Here is a 16,184-nt window from a genome sequence, read left to right as displayed (position 1 = left end):
CTCTCGGCCCACCCCGCCCGCCTGTCCCACTTCGAGATGAGGATTCATGGATCGTCAGCTGACGCGCGACGTTGCCGCGCCCGTGGAGCGCGGCTGGAGCCCGCGGGCCCTGACCGCCATCCTGGTGGCGCAGTTCATCGCCTTCGGGATCGTGCTCGGTGTGCAGGGGGTCATCTGGATCGAGGTGATGACCAACCTCGCCCTCAGCGAGGGCATCTTCGGCACGCTGCAACTCGCCCTTCCGCTGGTCGGTCTCCTCGTTCTGATGTTCAACGGCCAGCTGTACACCGGGCTCGGCACCAAACTCCAGTCCATCGTGGCGCTCGCCCTGCTGGGTGCCGGCATGCTGGTGCTCGCCGTCACCGACAACCTGTGGACCTTCACCCTGGCACTGGCCTTGTCGGGCCTCGGCTTCGCGATGCTCGACGCCGCCACGAACAGCGCCGGCATGGATCTGGAGCAGGCGACCGGCCGGCATGTCATGAACATCATGCACGGTCTTCAAAGTGCGGGGGTGATGGCCGGCGCCGTCGTCACCGGCCTGGTGCTCGCGGCGGGGCTCTCCTTCCAGGCGGTGTCCGCGCTGTCGGTCCTGGTCTTCTGCGTCCCGGTGGTGCTGGCGACGCTGCCGGTCCGGTTCGCCCCCGCGCTGCAGGAAGACGACTCCTCCGCCGGTGACGGGTCCCTGCTGCGCAGCCCCGCTTTCCTGAAGCTCGCCGGCATCACCTTCCTGGGCAGCGCCGCGGAGGCCGTAGCCGTCGTCTGGACGGTCATCTACGTCGTGAACCTGGACGCCCCGATCGCGCTCAGCGGTGTCACGTACGCCATCTTCAACGGCGCGATGCTGGTGGGGCGCTTCCTCAACGCGCCGGTGGTGGCCCGCTTCGGTCCTCGTGTCTCACTGCTGATCTCGTCGCTCGGGATCCTCGTGGCGGTGGTTCCGCTGCTCGTGTTCGACAACGTCGGCACGGCCGTGGTGGCGTTCACCGTTCTCGGGCTCGCCGTTGCCGGCGTCCAGCCGACGGCGCTGAGCGCCGCGGCCCCGCTGGCGGCCAACACCGGGTCCGTGGCGGCCGGCATCATGATGTCGGCCTATGCCGCCCTGCTCGTCGCGCCGCTGGCCTACGGCTGGGTCGCGGACTTCACCTCGCTGCGGGCGGCGATGCTCGTCCTCGGGCTGTGCGGGTTCTTCGCGGTCTGGCTCTCCCTCAGGCTGCCCCGGGCGAAGGCGACCGCACCGACCCCGTGACAACGCTCTTCCGCACGGAAGGTGGTGGACATGGAAACGTCCTTTCAGCGGCTCGGGCCGGCGGCACAACACGTGCTCCTCCTCGCCCAGGAGGAGGCCCGCGGCCTGCGCCACGGCTACGTCGGCCCCCAGCACCTGCTGCTCGGGCTGTTGCAACAGTCCGATGGTGAGGCGGCGGGGGCGCTGCGGCGACTCCACCTGACCTACCCGCAGGTGCAGAGAATCGTCCAGGAGATGGTGACCCCGCACGGGCACGGCGCGGACCAGCCCACCACCTCGTACCTTCCGGTCGCGCCGCACACCCGCACCCTTCTCGACGTCGCCGGCGAGGAGGCCGACCGTTCCGGCGACAGCGAGATAGGTCCGCAGCACCTGCTGCTGGCGCTGGCCCGGGACGAGAAGGGGTTCGTCCGCTACATCTTCGTCCGGGCGAACGTCACGAACGCCTCGATCTACGACTCGGTCGTCGACGCCCTCCGCCAGGCCCGCTCCGCTGGTCCAGATCCGGCCGGCGCCGACCCGGGCGGTGAGCCGTCACTGCTCAAGCGCCTGGGCGTGGACCTCACCGAGGAGGCCCGGTGCGGCCGGCTGGACCGGGTCATCGGGCGCGGTGCCGAGATCGTCCGGACGGTCCAGGTCCTCCGCCGCCGCAAGAAGAACAACATCGTCCTCATCGGCGAACCCGGCGTGGGAAAGACAGCGATCGTCGAGGGCCTGGCGCAGGAGATCGTCGACGGCTCGATCGGCTCGTTCGTCAACACCTCGGTGTGGTCGGTGGACGTCGGATCCCTGCTTGCCGGGGCGACCTACCGCGGCCAGTTCGAGGAACGGCTCAACCAGGTGATCGAGGAGATCGTCGCGACCAACGCGATCCTCTTCATCGACGAGCTGCACATGATCGTGGGCGCCGGCTCCGCCGAGAGCGCGGTGGACGCCGCCAACATCCTCAAGCCGGCGCTGGCGCGGGGCAAGCTCCGGCTCATCGGCGCGACCACCTTCGACGAGTACAGCCGGCACATCGAGAAGGATCCGGCGCTGAAGCGACGACTGCAGCCGTTGGTGGTGGAGGAGCCGACCGTTCCGGACACGGTGCGGATCCTGCGCGGTGTGCGACCGCACTACGAGGAGCACCACGGGCTGCGCTTCACCGACGAGGCGCTGGAGGCGGCGGCGCGGCTGTCCACCCGCTACATCCCGGATCTCTTCCTTCCTGGCAAGGCGATCGACCTGCTGGACGAAGCGGCGAGCAAGGTGTGGTACGAGGCGCAGCGACCGTCGGAGAACTCGGGCGGCGACGCCGGGGCGGCGGACCACGAGGCGGAGCAGGGAGCTTCCGGGCAGACGACGGGAGTCGTCACCGGTCGCGACGTGGCTGCGGTGCTGTCCGCGCAGACCCGGATACCGCTGAGCCGGCTGCTCGCGGAGGGCGCGCAGCGCAGCGAGGAGATCATACGGACGTTGGGACGGCGTCTCGTCGGCCAACGTCGGGCCCTGGCGGCGGTCGCCACGGCGGTCCAGCGCTCCCACGCCGGGTTGCGTCCCGGGACGGGCCCGCTCGCCTCCCTGCTGCTGGCCGGCCCGCCCGGGGTCGGCAAGACCCAGCTCGCCAAGGTCCTCGCCGGCTACCTGCTGGGCAGCGACACGGCGTTGATCCGGTTGGACATGGGCGAGTACCAGGAGTCCCACACGGTGAGCCGGCTGATCGGTGCGCCACCCGGATACGTCGGCCACGACGAGGGCGGGCAGCTGACCGAGGCGGTACGGCGTCGGCCGTACTGCGTGGTTCTGCTGGACAACGTCGATCAGGCGCACCCGGACGTGCTGAACCTGCTCGCGCAGGTCCTCGACGAGGGTTTCCTGGTCGACGGGCGGGGCCGCAGGATCAGCTTCGCGAACTCGACCCTGTTGGCCACGGTCAGCGTCGAGGCGGATCTGCTCCGGAGGCAGAGCGGTGTCGGGTTCCGGCCGGAGGACGGCACCGATGCCGCCGACGGTCGGTTCGACCAGGTACGGGCCGACCACCTGCGTCACCTACGTGAAGCGCTCGGCTCGGAGATCCTGAGTCGGGTCGACGACGTCGTCGTGCTCGAGCCGCTGGGGCACTCCGACGTCGAGCAACTGGTCGACCTGCTCATGGAGGACATCCGGCAGAACCTGGCGGAGCAGCGGGTGGAACTGCGCCTCACCGCGGAGGCCCGGTCCTGGCTGGCGCACAAGGGGTACGACTCCGAGCATGGCGCGCGGATGCTGCGCCAGGTCATCCAGGAGACGTTGGTCGCACCCGCGGTGGCGGGCCTGGTGGACCGGCAGTTCGTCGCCGGGGACGTGCTCCAGGCGGACGTCGCGGACGACGCCGTGCACCTCGCGGTGGCCGGCAAGTCGTCCAGGGACCACCTCGTCGCCGCGTAGGCGGACGACCAGCCGCCGGAGCTGACCGATTCGGTGGCCCGCCACACCGGCCGGGCCACCGGATCGTCACCTACCCCCGTTCGACGAGCTTGCGCAGATTGGTGAGGTGCATCTGCCAACCGGCGCGATGCTCGTCCGCGACCGTGTCGCCGTCGGGGATACGGTCCAGCCCGCTCTCCCGCACCTGTACGACCGTGCCGCTCTCGGTTGCGCGCAGCGTGAACTCGACGTGCGTGCTCGCCGGCCAACCGTCGTCGGCCCAGTCCATCGCCAGCCGGCTGCCCTCGGCGAGTTCGGTGACCACGCCGGTGGTCTGGTTGGCGCCCTCCGGCCCCTCCCAGGTCTCCTTCACCTGACCACCGACGACCGGGTCCAGATCCAGGTAGCTCCACCAGCCCCGTCGGGTGTCGGCGTCGACAAGCGCCCGCCAGACCCGTTCGACCGGGGCCTTGATCTCGACGGACTGCTGCACCTTCGTGTCGTCGGCGTCGTTCGTCATGCCGAGAAGCCTAAGGGACGTCTCGCACCTGGGCGGGCATTGCGGACACCGGGTCGCTCTGTCGCCCCCGAACGCCGCGCGGCGGCGATGCCGGCCCCCGCCGGCAGGTCAGCAAGCTGAGAGAACCGCGATCCCCGCTGGGGCGCGAGACTGTTCGCGTCATTGAACACCTACGGAGGGTGGTTGATGTGCAAGCTGCGCCCGCTACCGGTTCCCGTACCGCTCGACCGGCCGTGCAGCCAGAGATCCGGACCGGCCGCGTCGTCGTCGCGAGCGCGGCGGCCGGTGTGCTGCTGGCCGTCCTCTGGTCGTACGAGTTCGTCGACTCCGTGATCGGCGACAACGTGGCCGACGCGATGCTCGGCCACGACGCCAAGGCCGAGGCCATCGTCGGCACGACAGCCGGCCTGCTGTTCGCCTTCGTCTCCGGCCTCGCCGGCACGTTCACCGCCTGCAACATCGCGATGGCCGCGTCCGTGGGGCCGATGGCCCAGGCGAGTGCCACGAGCCCCACCCGTGCCGTCGTGCGGGGCATCGGCCTGCTCGCGGCCGGCATGTGTGCGGTGTCGGCCAGCTACGGCGTCATCGGGGTGCTGATCGGCGACCGCCTGCCGCAACTGTCCACCGACCGCGTCGGCGACATGCCGGTGCGGATCATCCAGTCGTCGGTCGTCTTCGGCCTTGTCGGTCTGGCTCTCATCTACCTCGGCCTGGCCGCGCTGCACGTGGTGCCCGACCCGTTCACCCGGCACCCACAGTGGCGCGTCGTCGCGTTGGGCGCGCTCATCGGTGGGTTTCTCATCGGCCGGCCGTACCCGTTGTTCAACAAGCTGTTCCACTGGGCCGTCGAAACCGAGCAGCCCCTCGTCGGCGCCGCCGCGTTCGTACTGCAGTCGTTGGGCAACATCGCCCTGGTCACGATCATCTTCGCGATCCTGGTCGCGGCGACGCGCGGGCGGTTCCTGCGGGCGCTCACCGCGAACCCGCGCCGGGCGGCCGTGGTCAGCGGCAGCCTGCTGGTCGCCCTGGGCGTCTTCACGGTCGTCTACTGGGATGTCCGCGTTCCGTCGATGTTCGGGTTCGGCTGGTTCCCGGTCCTCTTCTACAACCAGTAGTGACGCGGGCATTCATCGCGTACGCCGATGCGCCCGGCACCGCGCGGCGGCTTTGCCGGGATCCGGAGTCGTTGTTAGCGTGCCTTGACGGCGACGGACGCGGGGGTCCGGCGCACACCAGGGAAGTGTCACTCATGACCGATGACAGGAAGCGCGAAGCGGAACCCAGGTTGCTCTCCGGCGGCAATCCCCAGATCCCCAAGGGTGAGGGCAACGGTCCGGTGCGGGACTACATAGCCGCCATGCCGGGCTGGAAACGGGACGTCGGACGACGCCTCGATGACCTCATCGTGCGTACGGTTCCCGGCGTGCACAAGGCGGTCAAGTGGAACCAACCGTTCTACGGGCTCAAGGGCGAGGGCTGGTTCCTGTCGTTCCGCTGCTACACGAACTATGTGCAGGTGCAGTTCCTGAAAGGAACCTCGCTCGATCCGGTGCCGCCGAAACCGTCGAAGCACGACGAGGTGCGTTACCTCGACATTCGTCAGGACGACGGGCTGGACGAGGAGCTCTTCCGCTCCTGGGTGCAGCAGGCCAGCAGGTTGCCGGGGGAGAGGATGTGACCGCGCGCCGAGGCACCGAACCGGCACGTCCGGTCTAGCCGTCGGTCCCGCTCGGTCGGCAGGGCGGTGTGTCCATGGCGGCCAGCCGGCGCGGGTCGACCAGAGCCACGACCTCGACGATACGGCCGTCGCGCACGGTGCACGCCATCACGCTGAGTGGCGCCCCGCTGCGGCTCCAGGTCATGACGCCCGGCTCGCCGTTGACCAGGACCCGGCGCGCCACGACCGAGGCCCGGGCACCACGTCGGGCGGCGGCGATCACCTCGGTGGCACCGAGCTTCACCGTGACTCCGCCCGGCGTGTACGACCGCCACGTGATCTGCGGGTCGAGTACGCGCAGGAGAGCCTCGAAGTCTCCGTTCCGGGCAGCGGCCAGGAACGCGTCGACCACCTGGCGTTGGCGTCGGCGCCCGTCGCTGGGAAGGTCGGCGCCGCGTACCTTGCGTCGGGCGCGGCTCGCCATCATCTTGGTCGCGGCCGTGGAGGCGCCGACGATCTCGGCGATGTCCTTGAACGGCACCGCGAAGATGTCGTGCAGCACGAACGCCAGCCGTTCGTCAGGCCCCAGAGCGTCGAGCACCACGAGCAGGGCGAGGCCGACGTTGTCGTTCGCCACCGCCGCGTCATCCGGGCTCTCGACGTCCTCGCTGACCGTGAACTCGGGGAGATCGGCGTCGTACGCCGTGGGCGCCCGGTTCTTGCGGGCGCGCAGCATGTCGACACAGATTCGCGCCGTGACGGTCGTCAGCCAGCCGGCAAGGTTGTTGATCGAGGCCGGATCGTGGCGAGCCAGTCGCAGCCACACCTCCTGGACGGCATCCTCGGCATCTGACGTCGATCCGAGCATCCGATGAGCCAGCGCCGTCAGGCGCGCTCGCTCGCCATCGAACACGGTCGCCAGGTGCGCGTCCGGCGTCATGGTTGTTACCTCTCGTGGCCGGGTTCCGTCACAACCTACGACGCGCCCCGCACGGGCGAGGTAACGGATGTGAGGAGTTGCCGTGCACACCGCGCTGTGGATCGTGACCGCCGTCGTCGCGACCGGGTTCATCATCGGCGGGGTCAGTCAGGTGGTGCTGACGAAGGAGAAGTATCGCTCGTTCGGAGCGAACCAGCACTGGGTGGACGACTTCGGCCGCGGGCACATCAAGGCGATCGGCACCATCAAGATCATTGGTTCGCTCGGCCTGATCCTGCCCGCCGTACTCGATGTGGCGGTCGTGCTCGTGCCGTTGGCTGCGTCCGGCCTGATGCTGGTGATGGCCGGTGCGGGGACCACCAGGTTCCGCCGCAGCGAGTGGGGCTATCTGCTCGGTGACCTGATGTTCATCGGCCTGCTGGGTTTCGTCGCCTGGGGGAGGTTTGCGCTCGCCCCGCTGGGCTGACGGGCGCCAGACCGGCCGCGGCGCACGACTTCCGGCCCGCGCGGGCCGTGCGGTTCAGCCGCCGACCTCGCTGACCTGGGCGAACGGCGCGTCGTCGCGCCACACCACGTGGATGACGAAGTGGTGGTTCGTCTCCAGGAAGAAGACCGCAAGGTTGTCCGGGGTGTCCTGCACGGTCTTCGCCGAGTACCCGGGGCCGGGGGTGGCGGTGACGAGATGCACCCGCCCACGACTGGCGCGGACCACGGTCTGGCCGCCCTCCACCCGGAACGAACGCAGGTACGTCGCGACACCCGCGGCGTCCGTGGTGACGGTCCAGCCGTCCCTGGTGGTCGTCCGCTGCGCACCGACCGCGCGGGTCGGGGTCGCCGCGGCGGACGGCGCCGTGGCGGACGGAGCGGCCGACGACGGTGGTGGCGACGACGGGATCGGCGGTGCCGGCGTCGTGACGCTCGGCGGTTCGTCGCCGGCGTCGTCGCGGCGCAGCTCGCGAACCGAGGCGAGCGCCTCCGCGCCGGCCGGGGCGGTGCGCAGTACGGGGAGCAGGGCGACCGAGGCCAGCGCGACGCTGGTGACGGTGGCTGCGAGCCACACCAGTGTAGGCGCCCAGTTGCGCAGCGTACGCATGATCATCCCTCCGCCCACCTGCGCCATAGGGTGATCCTATGGCGCTGATCCTGCTGGTCGAGGACGACCGCATCATCACCGCGGCGCTGTCCCGCGCGCTGACCGACGCGGGTCATGTCGTGCGGCCCGTCGGCCAGGCCGCCGAGGCGTTGCGCATCCTGACCGAGGAGCAGCCCGATCTGATCCTCCTCGACCTCGGGCTGCCCGACATCGACGGTACCGACGCGCTCCGAATGATCCGGTCCGTCTCCGACGTGCCGGTCGTCGTCGCCACGGCCCGCCGGTCGGAGACCGACATCATCCACCTGCTCAACTCGGGCGCCGACGACTACGTGACCAAGCCCTTCTCCGGCGGGCACATCCTGGCCCGCATCTCCGCGGTACTGCGGCGGTACCGCCGCAGCGCCGGCGAGGAGGGGCCCGCGACCATCATCGTCGGGCCGCTGGTGATCAGCCGCAGGGAGCGGCGGGTCGCCATGAACGGCGAGCCGATCAAGCTGACCCGGCGTGAGTACGACGTGCTCACGTACCTGGCCGAGCGCGTCGGGCAGGTGGTGAGCCGGCGGGAGCTGATGACCGAGGTCTGGCAGCAGGCCCGTATCGGCGAGGAGCAGACGATCGACGTCCACATCTCCTGGCTGCGGCGCAAACTCGGCGAGACGGCCGCCGCGCCGCGCCTGCTGCACACCGTCCGCGGGGTCGGCGTCATGATGGTCGACCCGGGATGACCCGCGGTCCCGGGACCGGGCGGAGGTCGCGATGAGGTGGGCACTCAACAGGCTGGCGCTGGCCATCACGTCGATGGTGGCGCTGGCCTTCCTCGTACCGCTCGCGGTGGTGACCCGCCAGCTCGCGCACGACCGGGCCGTCGGCGACGCCCGCCAGCAGTCGGCGGCGATGGTGGCGGCGCTCGCCGTCGACGCCGACCCGCAGCTGCTGTCGCGTGCGGTGGCGAGCACCGCTGCCGGCAGCGAGGGGCGGCTCGCCGTGCACCTGCCCGACGCGACCCCGGTCGGGGTGGCGCACGCCAGTGCCGCCGACGTGACGCTCGCCGCCGGGTACCGGCGCCCGGTCACCGCGGACGCCGGGGGTGGGCTGGCGTACCTGCTGCCCACGGTGATCGGTGACGACCAGACCGCGGTGATCGAGGTGTACATCCCCCGCGAGGACATGGAGCGCGGGGTGCGACGCTCCTGGTTGGCCCTCGCGGTCCTCGCCGTCGTCCTGGTCGGCGGCTCCACGCTCGTCGCCGACCGGCTGGCCGGCCGGATCGTGCGGTCCACCCGCCGGCTCGCCGACGCGGCGCGCCAGCTCGGCACCGGTGACCTGACCGCCCGCGTCCACCCCGCCGGCCCGCCGGAGCTGCGCGACGCCGCACAGGCGTTCAACGGGCTCGCCCAGGACATGCGGCGACTGATCGACGCCGAGCGGGAGCTGGCCGCCGACCTGTCGCATCGCCTGCGCACACCGCTGACGGCGCTGCGCCTCGACGCCGAGGCGATGCCACCCGGGCCCGTCGGGGAGCGGATGCGGCAGGCCTGCGACCTGCTCGACGAGGAGCTGGAGGCGATCATCACGGGGGCCCGGCGCAGCGTGAGCGAGCGCGGCGCCGAGAGCGCCGATCTGGTCGAGGTGCTTGCCGACCGGCTGGCGTTCTGGTCGGTGCTGGCCGAGGACCAGCAGCGTCCCTGGACGGTGGCCGGCGGTGAGCAACCGGTGCCGGTGCCGCTGCCACGCGGCGACCTGATCCTGGCGGTGGACGCCCTGCTCGGCAACGTGTTCGCGCACACGCCCGAGGGATCCGCGTTCCGGGTCACCGTCTCCCCGGACGGGCTGGTCGTCGACGACGCCGGCGCCGGCATCGCCGACCCCGCCGCGGCCGTCCGGCGCGGCGCGAGCGGAGCCGGCTCGACGGGGCTCGGCCTGGACATCGTGCAGCGGGTGGCGACCGCGGCCGGGGGCCGGCTCGACATCGGACGCGGGCCGCTGGGCGGTGCCCGGGTGGCGCTCCTGCTGGCGGCGGACGCCGCGCCCGGTCAGCGGTCCCGGCCGGACGGGCGGGACCAGCGTGCCGGTCGGGGCTGAGCCCGCACCTGCCCGCATGGTGCCCGGGCGACCACGGACCGCGCTTTAAAGATCCTTTCCGGAGTCTTTAAGGCTTCGTTACGGCACCCGTGCCTAGCGTCCACAGCCGTAACTCGAGGTGTGTCGGACGGTCCGGCAACCAGGACAGGACGGTTGACGAAACGATGGCCATTCGCAAGATCATCGCTTACCCGCTCGCGGCGGTCGCGGCCGCCGCCGGCTCGACGCTGGCGATCCAGTCGCCCGCCGCGGCGCACGGGTACGTCTCCTCGCCGCCGAGCCGGCAGGCCCTGTGTGCGCAGCGCGCCGTGCCGGACTGCGGCCCGATCCAGTTCGAGCCGCAGAGCGTGGAGGGGCCGAAGGGACTCAAAAGCTGCGACGGCGGGCTCTCGCAGTTCGCCGTGCTCAACGACAACAGCCGCAACTGGCCGGCCCGCGCGGTGGGCGACACCGTCAGCTTCAGCTGGACGTTGACGGCCCGGCACCGCACCAGCACCTGGGAGTACTTCATCGGCAACACCCGGGTCGCCGTGTTCGACGACGGCAACCGGCAGCCCGAGGCGGTCGTCACCCACCAGGTCGACCTCAGCAGGTTCCCCGGCCGGCAGACGGTGCTCGCGATCTGGAACATCGGCGACACCCCGATGGCCTTCTACAACTGCATCGACCTGAACGTCGGCGGCGGAGGCGGCACTCCGCCGGCCCCGACGCCGACGCCCACCCCCACCGGCGTCCCGACGCAGGAACCGACCGTCGCGCCCACGCAGACCGCGACGGCCACCGAGCCGGCGAACCCGGGCCAGACCGGTGCGCCGACCGGTGCCGCCTGGGCGGCGGGTGTCGCGTACCGGGTCGGCGACGAGGTCACATTCGACGGAAAGCGCTACCGCTGCCGGCAGGCCCACACCGCGATCCGTAGCTGGGAGCCGTCGCCGTTCACCCTCGCCCTCTGGCTGCCGGCATGAGGCGCCGCACCAGGCTCGGCGTCGCCCTGCTGCTGGCCGTGGCGGTTCCGCTCTCGACGGTCGCCTGCGGCACCGAGCCCGACGAGCCGGCGCCGCCGGCCCAGGCCCCCGCGGCCGTGCAGGTCGGCAACACCCACAACGACGCCGACGTCCGGTACCTGCAGATGATGGTCGCCCACCACGAGCAGGGCATGCAGCTCGTTCGGCTGGCCAGGACGCGGGCGCAACAGGAGGAGATCAAGATCTTCGCCGCGGCCGTCGAGGCCACCCAGGGCGACGAGGTGACCATGATGAGGTCCTGGCTGGGCACCTGGTCCGAGCCGACGACGGTCGACCACGATCCGGGCGCCCATGCCGCGCACGGTGGACTGCCGGCCACGGGGGCCGAGCAGATCGCCGCGCTGGAGGAGGCGTCCGGGGCCGTTTTCGACCGGCAGTTCCTCAACCTCTTCGTCGGCCATCAGCACAACGCGGTGGAGATGTCCCAGCGGGAGGCCCAGGAGGGAGCGAACCCCGAGACCAAGGATTTCGCCCGCCGGGTCCAGGAGTCCCGCGCTGACCAGATCGCACAGATGCTGGCGTTGCTCAACGGCTGACTGAGCCGCCCGAGAACCCCGGGTCGCCGTACTCCCGCTGTGGGGGGTGCGGCGGCCCGGCCGGCGTTCGTGGCCGCCGGGTCCGTGCGGCCGACACAGCCTCACCGCCGTGATCTCAGCACGTCGATCTCGCAGCCCGGCGCGGACGGGTCGAAGCCGTGCTCGACCAGCCAGCGGACGGCCAGCAGGCTCCGCAACGACCACCACGCGCGGATCACGTCGAGGTCGACGTCGGTGCCGTAGCCGGCGACGACGTCGCCAAGGTGCTCCTCGTGACCGAGCGTCAAGGTGGCGAGATCGAACAGGGCGTCGCCCCGGCCCGCCTCGGACCAGTCGAGCACGCCGGTGACCTCGTCACCGTCGACGAAGACGTGCGCGACCTGCAGGTCGCCGTGCGTGAACACCGGTGTCCACGGTCGGAGCGCGGCCTCGGCGATCCGGCGGTTACGGGTGACCAGGTCGGCGGAGAGAACGCCGTTCCTGACGAGCCACTCACATTCGCCGTCGAGCGTCGATGTCAACTCGTCGAGGCTCCGACCGGGCCAGGGCGGCAACGGCGCCTCGTGCAGCCGCCGCGCGGCGGCACCCGCCGCGGCCCACGCGGTCGGCGACGCTGTCGACGGCTCGCCGAGGCGGCCGAGTGCGGTGCCGGGCAGGGCGGCCAGCGCGAGCACCGGCGGCTTCCGCCACCGGACCTCCGGAGTCGGGACCGGCGCCATGGCCATCGCCTCGACCTCGACGTCCGTACGCGTCTGATCAGCGTCGATCTTTAGGAACACGTCGCCGACGCGCAGGGTCGCACGCTCGTCATGGGCGACGATCACCTCGATCTTCTCCACTCGGCCATTCTTCGCGCGGGTGACCACCGAAGTCGCCGGGTTTATCGGGTACGACCGCGGTTGGCCGCTGCTACGCGTCCCCTGCCGCCGCGGTTGTGACCGGCTGGCGGAGGATGGTGCGCTGCTTCTCGGCCGCGACCCTGCGGAAGTCGCTGAGATAGATCTCGTGGTGGGTGCCGGACAGGCGAAACCCGTGGCCGGGGATGACCTCATGGTGCAGTTGCGCGAGCACGTCCGCCTCGTCGTCGAAGGAGCCGACGTGCAGGGTCTGCACGCACCGCCCCTCGGACAGCGTCTCCAGGCGGACGTCGTCCAGACGCGCCGGCGGGTTCTTCGCCCGGGCCTGCTCGACGGCGGTGGCGAACCTGGCCTGGTCGAGCCAGTCCGGGACCATGAGCATCAACGTCCAGTCCCACCTCGACTTGTCCCGTGCCGTGGTGAAGGACGCCAGGTCCTCGGCCCACCAGAGGCCTTCCAGGGGCGGCACCACGTAGTCACGACCGAGCTCTCGCTTGCTGGCGAACTTCAGTCGGTACGCCACGGGATAGAGCGCTTCGATCGCCTCGGCGAAGGCGGGCGCCGTGTTGGGGTCACCCTGGCCGTCGATCATGAGGTACTGCAGGTCCGGCACGTCCACGATCCGGAACCGGCCCCGTCGCGCCTGGTAGCCGTCGAGGGTCTGCTTGAAGTCGACCTTGGTCGTCATCGGACACCTGGGCTCGGCCGGCGAGCCACTGCCTTTCCGCCTCCAGGAGGCTCAGCGAGTACGTGAACACCTCACGCGCCGCCGGCGGGAGGGGAGCCTGCGCCTGTCGCCCCCCTGGGTCGCGGCGAACCGGACCTCGATCCGCGCCGGGCGGGTGCGCCGGTCAGCCACGACGGCCGGAGTCCGCGGAGGCCGGCGCGTGGTGGGACGGCTGTGCGGGCTGGAACAGCTCGATCAGGTTGCCGGCGGGGTCGGCGAGCAGGATCTGGCGCCCGCCGGGTCCGGAGACGGCATCGCTGCGGAACGACACGCCGGCTTCGCGAAGTCGGTCGATCTCGGCGTCCAGGTTCTCGGCGATGAGGTGGATGCGGTTGCGACCGGGGGTGGCCGCGTCGGCTGGGGTGGCCCGGGCGCCCGAGCTGGCGGGCCCGGACAGGAGCAGCCGCAGCGGTCCGCGGACCACGTCGGCGAAGGCCGGCGCGGCGCTGGTGTTGAGGGCGAAGCCGAGGCAGGTGGTGTAGAAGTCCACCGCGGCCTGGACGTCGTCGACGAGGTACCGGACCGTCGCGTACTGGTGGGGCGTGGTCATCGCGGGTTCTCCTTGGTGACGGTGGGAACGAGCATCGGCAGCAGACATCGAATCCGGGATTCGATGTCCGCGGTGGATCGGAGGAATGCCGGATATCCGTCCGGGCCGGAGCCGCCGGCCGCCGCGGGGTCGGGGATGCTCCAGTGCATCCGGCGGGGCTGGTCGATGAACTCGGGGCAGGTCTCGCGGGCCTTGTCGCACAGGGTGATGACGTAGTCGAACCGATGGCCGGTGAGGGTGTTCAGGTCGGTGGGACGTTTGTGGGACAGGTCGACGCCGTACCTGTCGCGCAGCGCTCGCACGGTGTGCGGATGCAGGCACGGTCTGGGACGGGTGCCCGCACTGTGAGCCGCGACGCGGCCGGCCGTGTGGTGTCGGAGCAGGGCCTCGGCCGCCGGCGAACGGGCGCTGTTACCGGTGCAGACGAACAGCACCGCCACCGGCTCGACCGGAAGGGGGGCCTGCGGAGCCGGGGCCAGGCGTAGCGCCGGATGCAGGGCGGCGCCGGTGCCGGCCAACCCGTCGGCGCAGCGGTTCACATCCAGGTGGTAGTAGCTGTCCCGGCCGTCGAAGCTGCTGCGGGTGGCGACGACGAATCCTTCGTCGCGCAGCAGCCGCAGGTGGTAGGACACCAGGTTCTGCGGCTCGCCGGTCAGCGCCGCCAACTCGCGGACCCGCAGGTCGCTGGTGGCGAGCTCGGTCAGCAGTCGCCAGCGCAGCGGGTGGCTGGCCAAGCGTACGAACGCAGGGGCGGCCTGATGCGCCGAGGTCATGCCTCCACATTACATCAAACTGATTTGATGCATCTGGGTGGACAGTGGCGAAGTCGGCGGCAGCCGCTCAAGGGTGACGCCGACCGTCAAACCCGTATCGTTGAACCGGCGGCAGAACTTCGCGTCGGCATCGGCAGGTCAGTGAGGCGAAACCTCAAAAGCACGGGTCGGCTCCGGCCGGTTGACCTGGCACGCGCACACGGCCTGTCCACGCAGGCGGTCCGCAACTACGAGGCGGCCGGCATCCTGCCCGGCGCCGAACGCACCCCGCACGGCTACCGCACCTACACGATGCGGCACGCGCAGGCTTTGCGCGCGTTCCTCGCCCTGGTGCGCGGACACGGACACCAGACGGCCGCGGCGATCATGCAGGCGATCCACCGGGACGCCACCGAGGACGCGCTTCGGCTCATCGACGAAAGTCACGCACAACTTCTCGACGACCGTCGTACCCTCCGATCGGTCGAGGCCGCGCTCCGCGACCTCGAACCGGTGCCGGAGGAGCGCGGCGCGATGTTCGTCGGCGCGCTGGCGCGACGGCTCGGCATCCGCCCTGCCACGCTGCGTAAGTGGGAGCGCGCCGGCCTGCTCCGGCCGGGCCGCGACCCCCGGACGGGCTACCGGATCTACAGCGCGGCCGACGTACGCGACGCCCTGCTGGCCCACCAGCTCAGACGAGGCGGCCACCTGCTCGAACAGATCGCCCCGCTGCTCGCCCAGGTCCGTTCCGCCGGAGGTGTCGCACCACTCGCGTCGGTGCTGCGCGACTGGCACGCCCGCCTGTCGGCCCGGAGCCGCGCCATGCTCGCCGGTGCCGCCGCGCTGGACGCCTACCTCGACGGTCGATCCACCGACTCCTCGGGAGGACCGGACACGCCAACGCGCCGGTCCCGCTGACGATCTTCACGACGAAGGGACCGCCGGCGCCGACCGAGGCCGGCCGGCGACGGCGGCGGGTCAGGGGCGCTCGGCGGACCGCCGGCCGCCGCCCGACCGCGTCGCCCGCCAGGCACGCACGAGGGCGGCGACACTGCCGTACCGCCGGGCGGCCTCCTGCCGGGTCGCACGCTCGACCACCCTCCGCTGGGCGGCGGTGCCGCGCCAGGCGTCCGGAGAGTCGAGCAGATGGTGCACCGTACGGCCCAGGACGTAGACGCTGGTTCGCTGGTCGATGACCGAGCCGCGGACGGATTCCTCCGGCGCCATGTAGCGGCGAGACCCGGGAAGCTGCTCGGAGTCGAGGATGAACGGACCCGGCCGGTACTCGTCGAGGTCGATCAAGCGCATCCGGTGGGCGTCGAAGTCGTAGAGGAAACACCCGTCGTACAGGTCGACCGTGACGTAACCGGCAGCGGCGACGGCGAGGTGTGCGTCGAGGATCGCGTCGAGCGCCGCGTACACCTCGGCGAGCGGCAGTCGCTGGAACCGGGCCAGGCCGGAACGGTCGGAGCCGTTGACCGTGGCGTGGTGCAGCAGGGTCCCGTCACACCACGGGTAGACAAGTGTCGGCCCGTCGGTGCCGTCGAAGATCAGCTCGGGACGGACGATGACGTCGTGCCGGATGGCGGCGTGCACCGCGGCCGCGCGGGCCAGCGACGCCCGGGACTGCGGCGTCCCGGCCGTCTTGACGAACCAGCGGCGCCCTCCGGACTCGACGCCGTAGGCGAGACAACCGGAGCCCTGCTCGGCGAAGACGGCGAACGCGGCAGCCGGATCGGTGCTGATCAACACGGGCCGACGGTAGCGGTGGGGTCCCGACGCCCACAACGGCCCTGCGCCTCGGG

General features: G+C 71.2%; 18 protein-coding genes. 10 read left to right on the top strand and 8 right to left on the bottom strand.

The annotated features are described in order from the left end of the window. Positions 1-46: 46 nt before the first annotated feature. Both ABTW87_RS17540 and ABTW87_RS17535 read left to right on the top strand, forming a co-directional pair. Complete coding sequence (locus ABTW87_RS17540; RefSeq protein WP_350651866.1) at positions 47-1,249, top strand: MFS transporter; 1,203 nt, start codon at positions 47-49, stop codon at positions 1,247-1,249. Between the two features lie 30 nt (positions 1,250-1,279). Beyond that, entirely contained in the window at positions 1,280-3,658 is a 2,379-nt protein-coding gene (locus ABTW87_RS17535) for an ATP-dependent Clp protease ATP-binding subunit (protein ID WP_350651865.1), read from the top strand. 70 nt (positions 3,659-3,728) lie between these two features. Here the strand turns inward: ABTW87_RS17535 and ABTW87_RS17530 are convergent, their stop codons facing one another. Beyond that, positions 3,729-4,157 carry an SRPBCC family protein gene (locus ABTW87_RS17530; RefSeq protein ID WP_350651864.1) on the bottom strand — a complete coding sequence of 143 codons (429 nt, stop codon included), beginning with the start codon at positions 4,155-4,157 and terminating at the stop codon, positions 3,729-3,731. Between the two features lie 233 nt (positions 4,158-4,390). Between ABTW87_RS17530 and ABTW87_RS17525 the strand changes: the two genes are divergently transcribed. Beyond that, the gene (locus tag ABTW87_RS17525; protein ID WP_350651863.1) at positions 4,391-5,272 is read left to right on the top strand and encodes a hypothetical protein; all 882 of its coding nucleotides are present in this window, start codon (positions 4,391-4,393) and stop codon (positions 5,270-5,272) included. A 134-nt stretch (positions 5,273-5,406) separates the two neighbouring features. Then, a complete protein-coding gene (locus tag ABTW87_RS17520; RefSeq protein ID WP_350651862.1) occupies positions 5,407-5,835 on the top strand; it encodes a DUF1801 domain-containing protein in 429 nt (142 codons plus the stop codon). Between the two features lie 34 nt (positions 5,836-5,869). Here ABTW87_RS17520 and ABTW87_RS17515 read toward each other — a convergent pair whose 3' ends face one another. Then, complete coding sequence (locus ABTW87_RS17515; RefSeq protein WP_350651861.1) at positions 5,870-6,754, bottom strand: sigma-70 family RNA polymerase sigma factor; 885 nt, start codon at positions 6,752-6,754, stop codon at positions 5,870-5,872. An 82-nt stretch (positions 6,755-6,836) separates the two neighbouring features. Here ABTW87_RS17515 and ABTW87_RS17510 point away from each other — a divergent pair, with 82 nt between their 5' ends. After that, positions 6,837-7,220, top strand: a complete 384-nt coding sequence (locus tag ABTW87_RS17510) for a DoxX family protein (RefSeq protein ID WP_350651860.1) — start codon at positions 6,837-6,839, stop codon at positions 7,218-7,220. A gap of 54 nt (positions 7,221-7,274) precedes the next feature. On the opposite strand, the gene ABTW87_RS17505 is transcribed toward ABTW87_RS17510, so the two are convergent. Beyond that, positions 7,275-7,847: a hypothetical protein gene (locus ABTW87_RS17505; RefSeq protein ID WP_350651917.1), complete on the bottom strand. Its 573-nt coding sequence runs from the start codon at positions 7,845-7,847 to the stop codon at positions 7,275-7,277. A 38-nt stretch (positions 7,848-7,885) separates the two neighbouring features. On the opposite strand from ABTW87_RS17505, the gene ABTW87_RS17500 reads away from it, so the two are divergent. The 4 genes from ABTW87_RS17500 (at position 7,886) to ABTW87_RS17485 (ending at position 11,493) form a co-directional block, all read left to right on the top strand. Next, entirely contained in the window at positions 7,886-8,575 is a 690-nt protein-coding gene (locus tag ABTW87_RS17500) for a response regulator transcription factor (RefSeq protein WP_350651859.1), read from the top strand. Between the two features lie 31 nt (positions 8,576-8,606). Beyond that, positions 8,607-9,932, top strand: coding sequence for a sensor histidine kinase (locus tag ABTW87_RS17495; RefSeq protein WP_350651858.1), 1,326 nt, complete (start codon positions 8,607-8,609; stop codon positions 9,930-9,932). A 164-nt stretch (positions 9,933-10,096) separates the two neighbouring features. Continuing rightward, positions 10,097-10,897, top strand: a complete 801-nt coding sequence (locus ABTW87_RS17490) for a lytic polysaccharide monooxygenase (protein ID WP_350651857.1) — start codon at positions 10,097-10,099, stop codon at positions 10,895-10,897. After that, on the top strand, positions 10,894-11,493 hold the full coding sequence (locus ABTW87_RS17485) for a DUF305 domain-containing protein (protein ID WP_350651856.1): 600 nt from the start codon (positions 10,894-10,896) through the stop codon (positions 11,491-11,493). The genes ABTW87_RS17490 and ABTW87_RS17485 overlap by 4 nt, the downstream gene beginning before the upstream one ends. A gap of 101 nt (positions 11,494-11,594) precedes the next feature. On the opposite strand, the gene ABTW87_RS17480 is transcribed toward ABTW87_RS17485, so the two are convergent. From ABTW87_RS17480 to ABTW87_RS17465, 4 genes are all read right to left on the bottom strand, one after another. Further along, the gene (locus tag ABTW87_RS17480) at positions 11,595-12,332 is read right to left on the bottom strand and encodes a phosphotransferase family protein (RefSeq protein ID WP_350651855.1); all 738 of its coding nucleotides are present in this window, start codon (positions 12,330-12,332) and stop codon (positions 11,595-11,597) included. Positions 12,333-12,402: 70 nt separating this feature from the next. Next, positions 12,403-13,038, bottom strand: coding sequence for a GyrI-like domain-containing protein (locus tag ABTW87_RS17475; RefSeq protein ID WP_350651854.1), 636 nt, complete (start codon positions 13,036-13,038; stop codon positions 12,403-12,405). A gap of 163 nt (positions 13,039-13,201) precedes the next feature. Continuing rightward, on the bottom strand, positions 13,202-13,627 hold the full coding sequence (locus ABTW87_RS17470) for a VOC family protein (protein ID WP_350651853.1): 426 nt from the start codon (positions 13,625-13,627) through the stop codon (positions 13,202-13,204). Beyond that, positions 13,624-14,400, bottom strand: a complete 777-nt coding sequence (locus ABTW87_RS17465; RefSeq protein WP_350651852.1) for an arsenate reductase/protein-tyrosine-phosphatase family protein — start codon at positions 14,398-14,400, stop codon at positions 13,624-13,626. The genes ABTW87_RS17470 and ABTW87_RS17465 overlap by 4 nt, the downstream gene beginning before the upstream one ends. Before the next feature lie 141 nt (positions 14,401-14,541). On the opposite strand from ABTW87_RS17465, the gene ABTW87_RS17460 reads away from it, so the two are divergent. Next, the gene (locus ABTW87_RS17460) at positions 14,542-15,297 is read left to right on the top strand and encodes a TioE family transcriptional regulator (protein ID WP_350651851.1); all 756 of its coding nucleotides are present in this window, start codon (positions 14,542-14,544) and stop codon (positions 15,295-15,297) included. A gap of 60 nt (positions 15,298-15,357) precedes the next feature. Here the strand turns inward: ABTW87_RS17460 and ABTW87_RS17455 are convergent, their stop codons facing one another. Beyond that, the gene (locus ABTW87_RS17455; protein WP_350651850.1) at positions 15,358-16,131 is read right to left on the bottom strand and encodes a protein kinase family protein; all 774 of its coding nucleotides are present in this window, start codon (positions 16,129-16,131) and stop codon (positions 15,358-15,360) included. Positions 16,132-16,184: the final 53 nt, after the last annotated feature.

This window comes from Micromonospora sp. NPDC126480 (assembly GCF_040302465.1).
Taxonomy (GTDB): domain Bacteria; phylum Actinomycetota; class Actinomycetes; order Mycobacteriales; family Micromonosporaceae; genus Micromonospora.
Note: the sequence above shows the minus strand (reverse complement) of the source record. Positions and strands in the feature narration are given on the sequence as shown.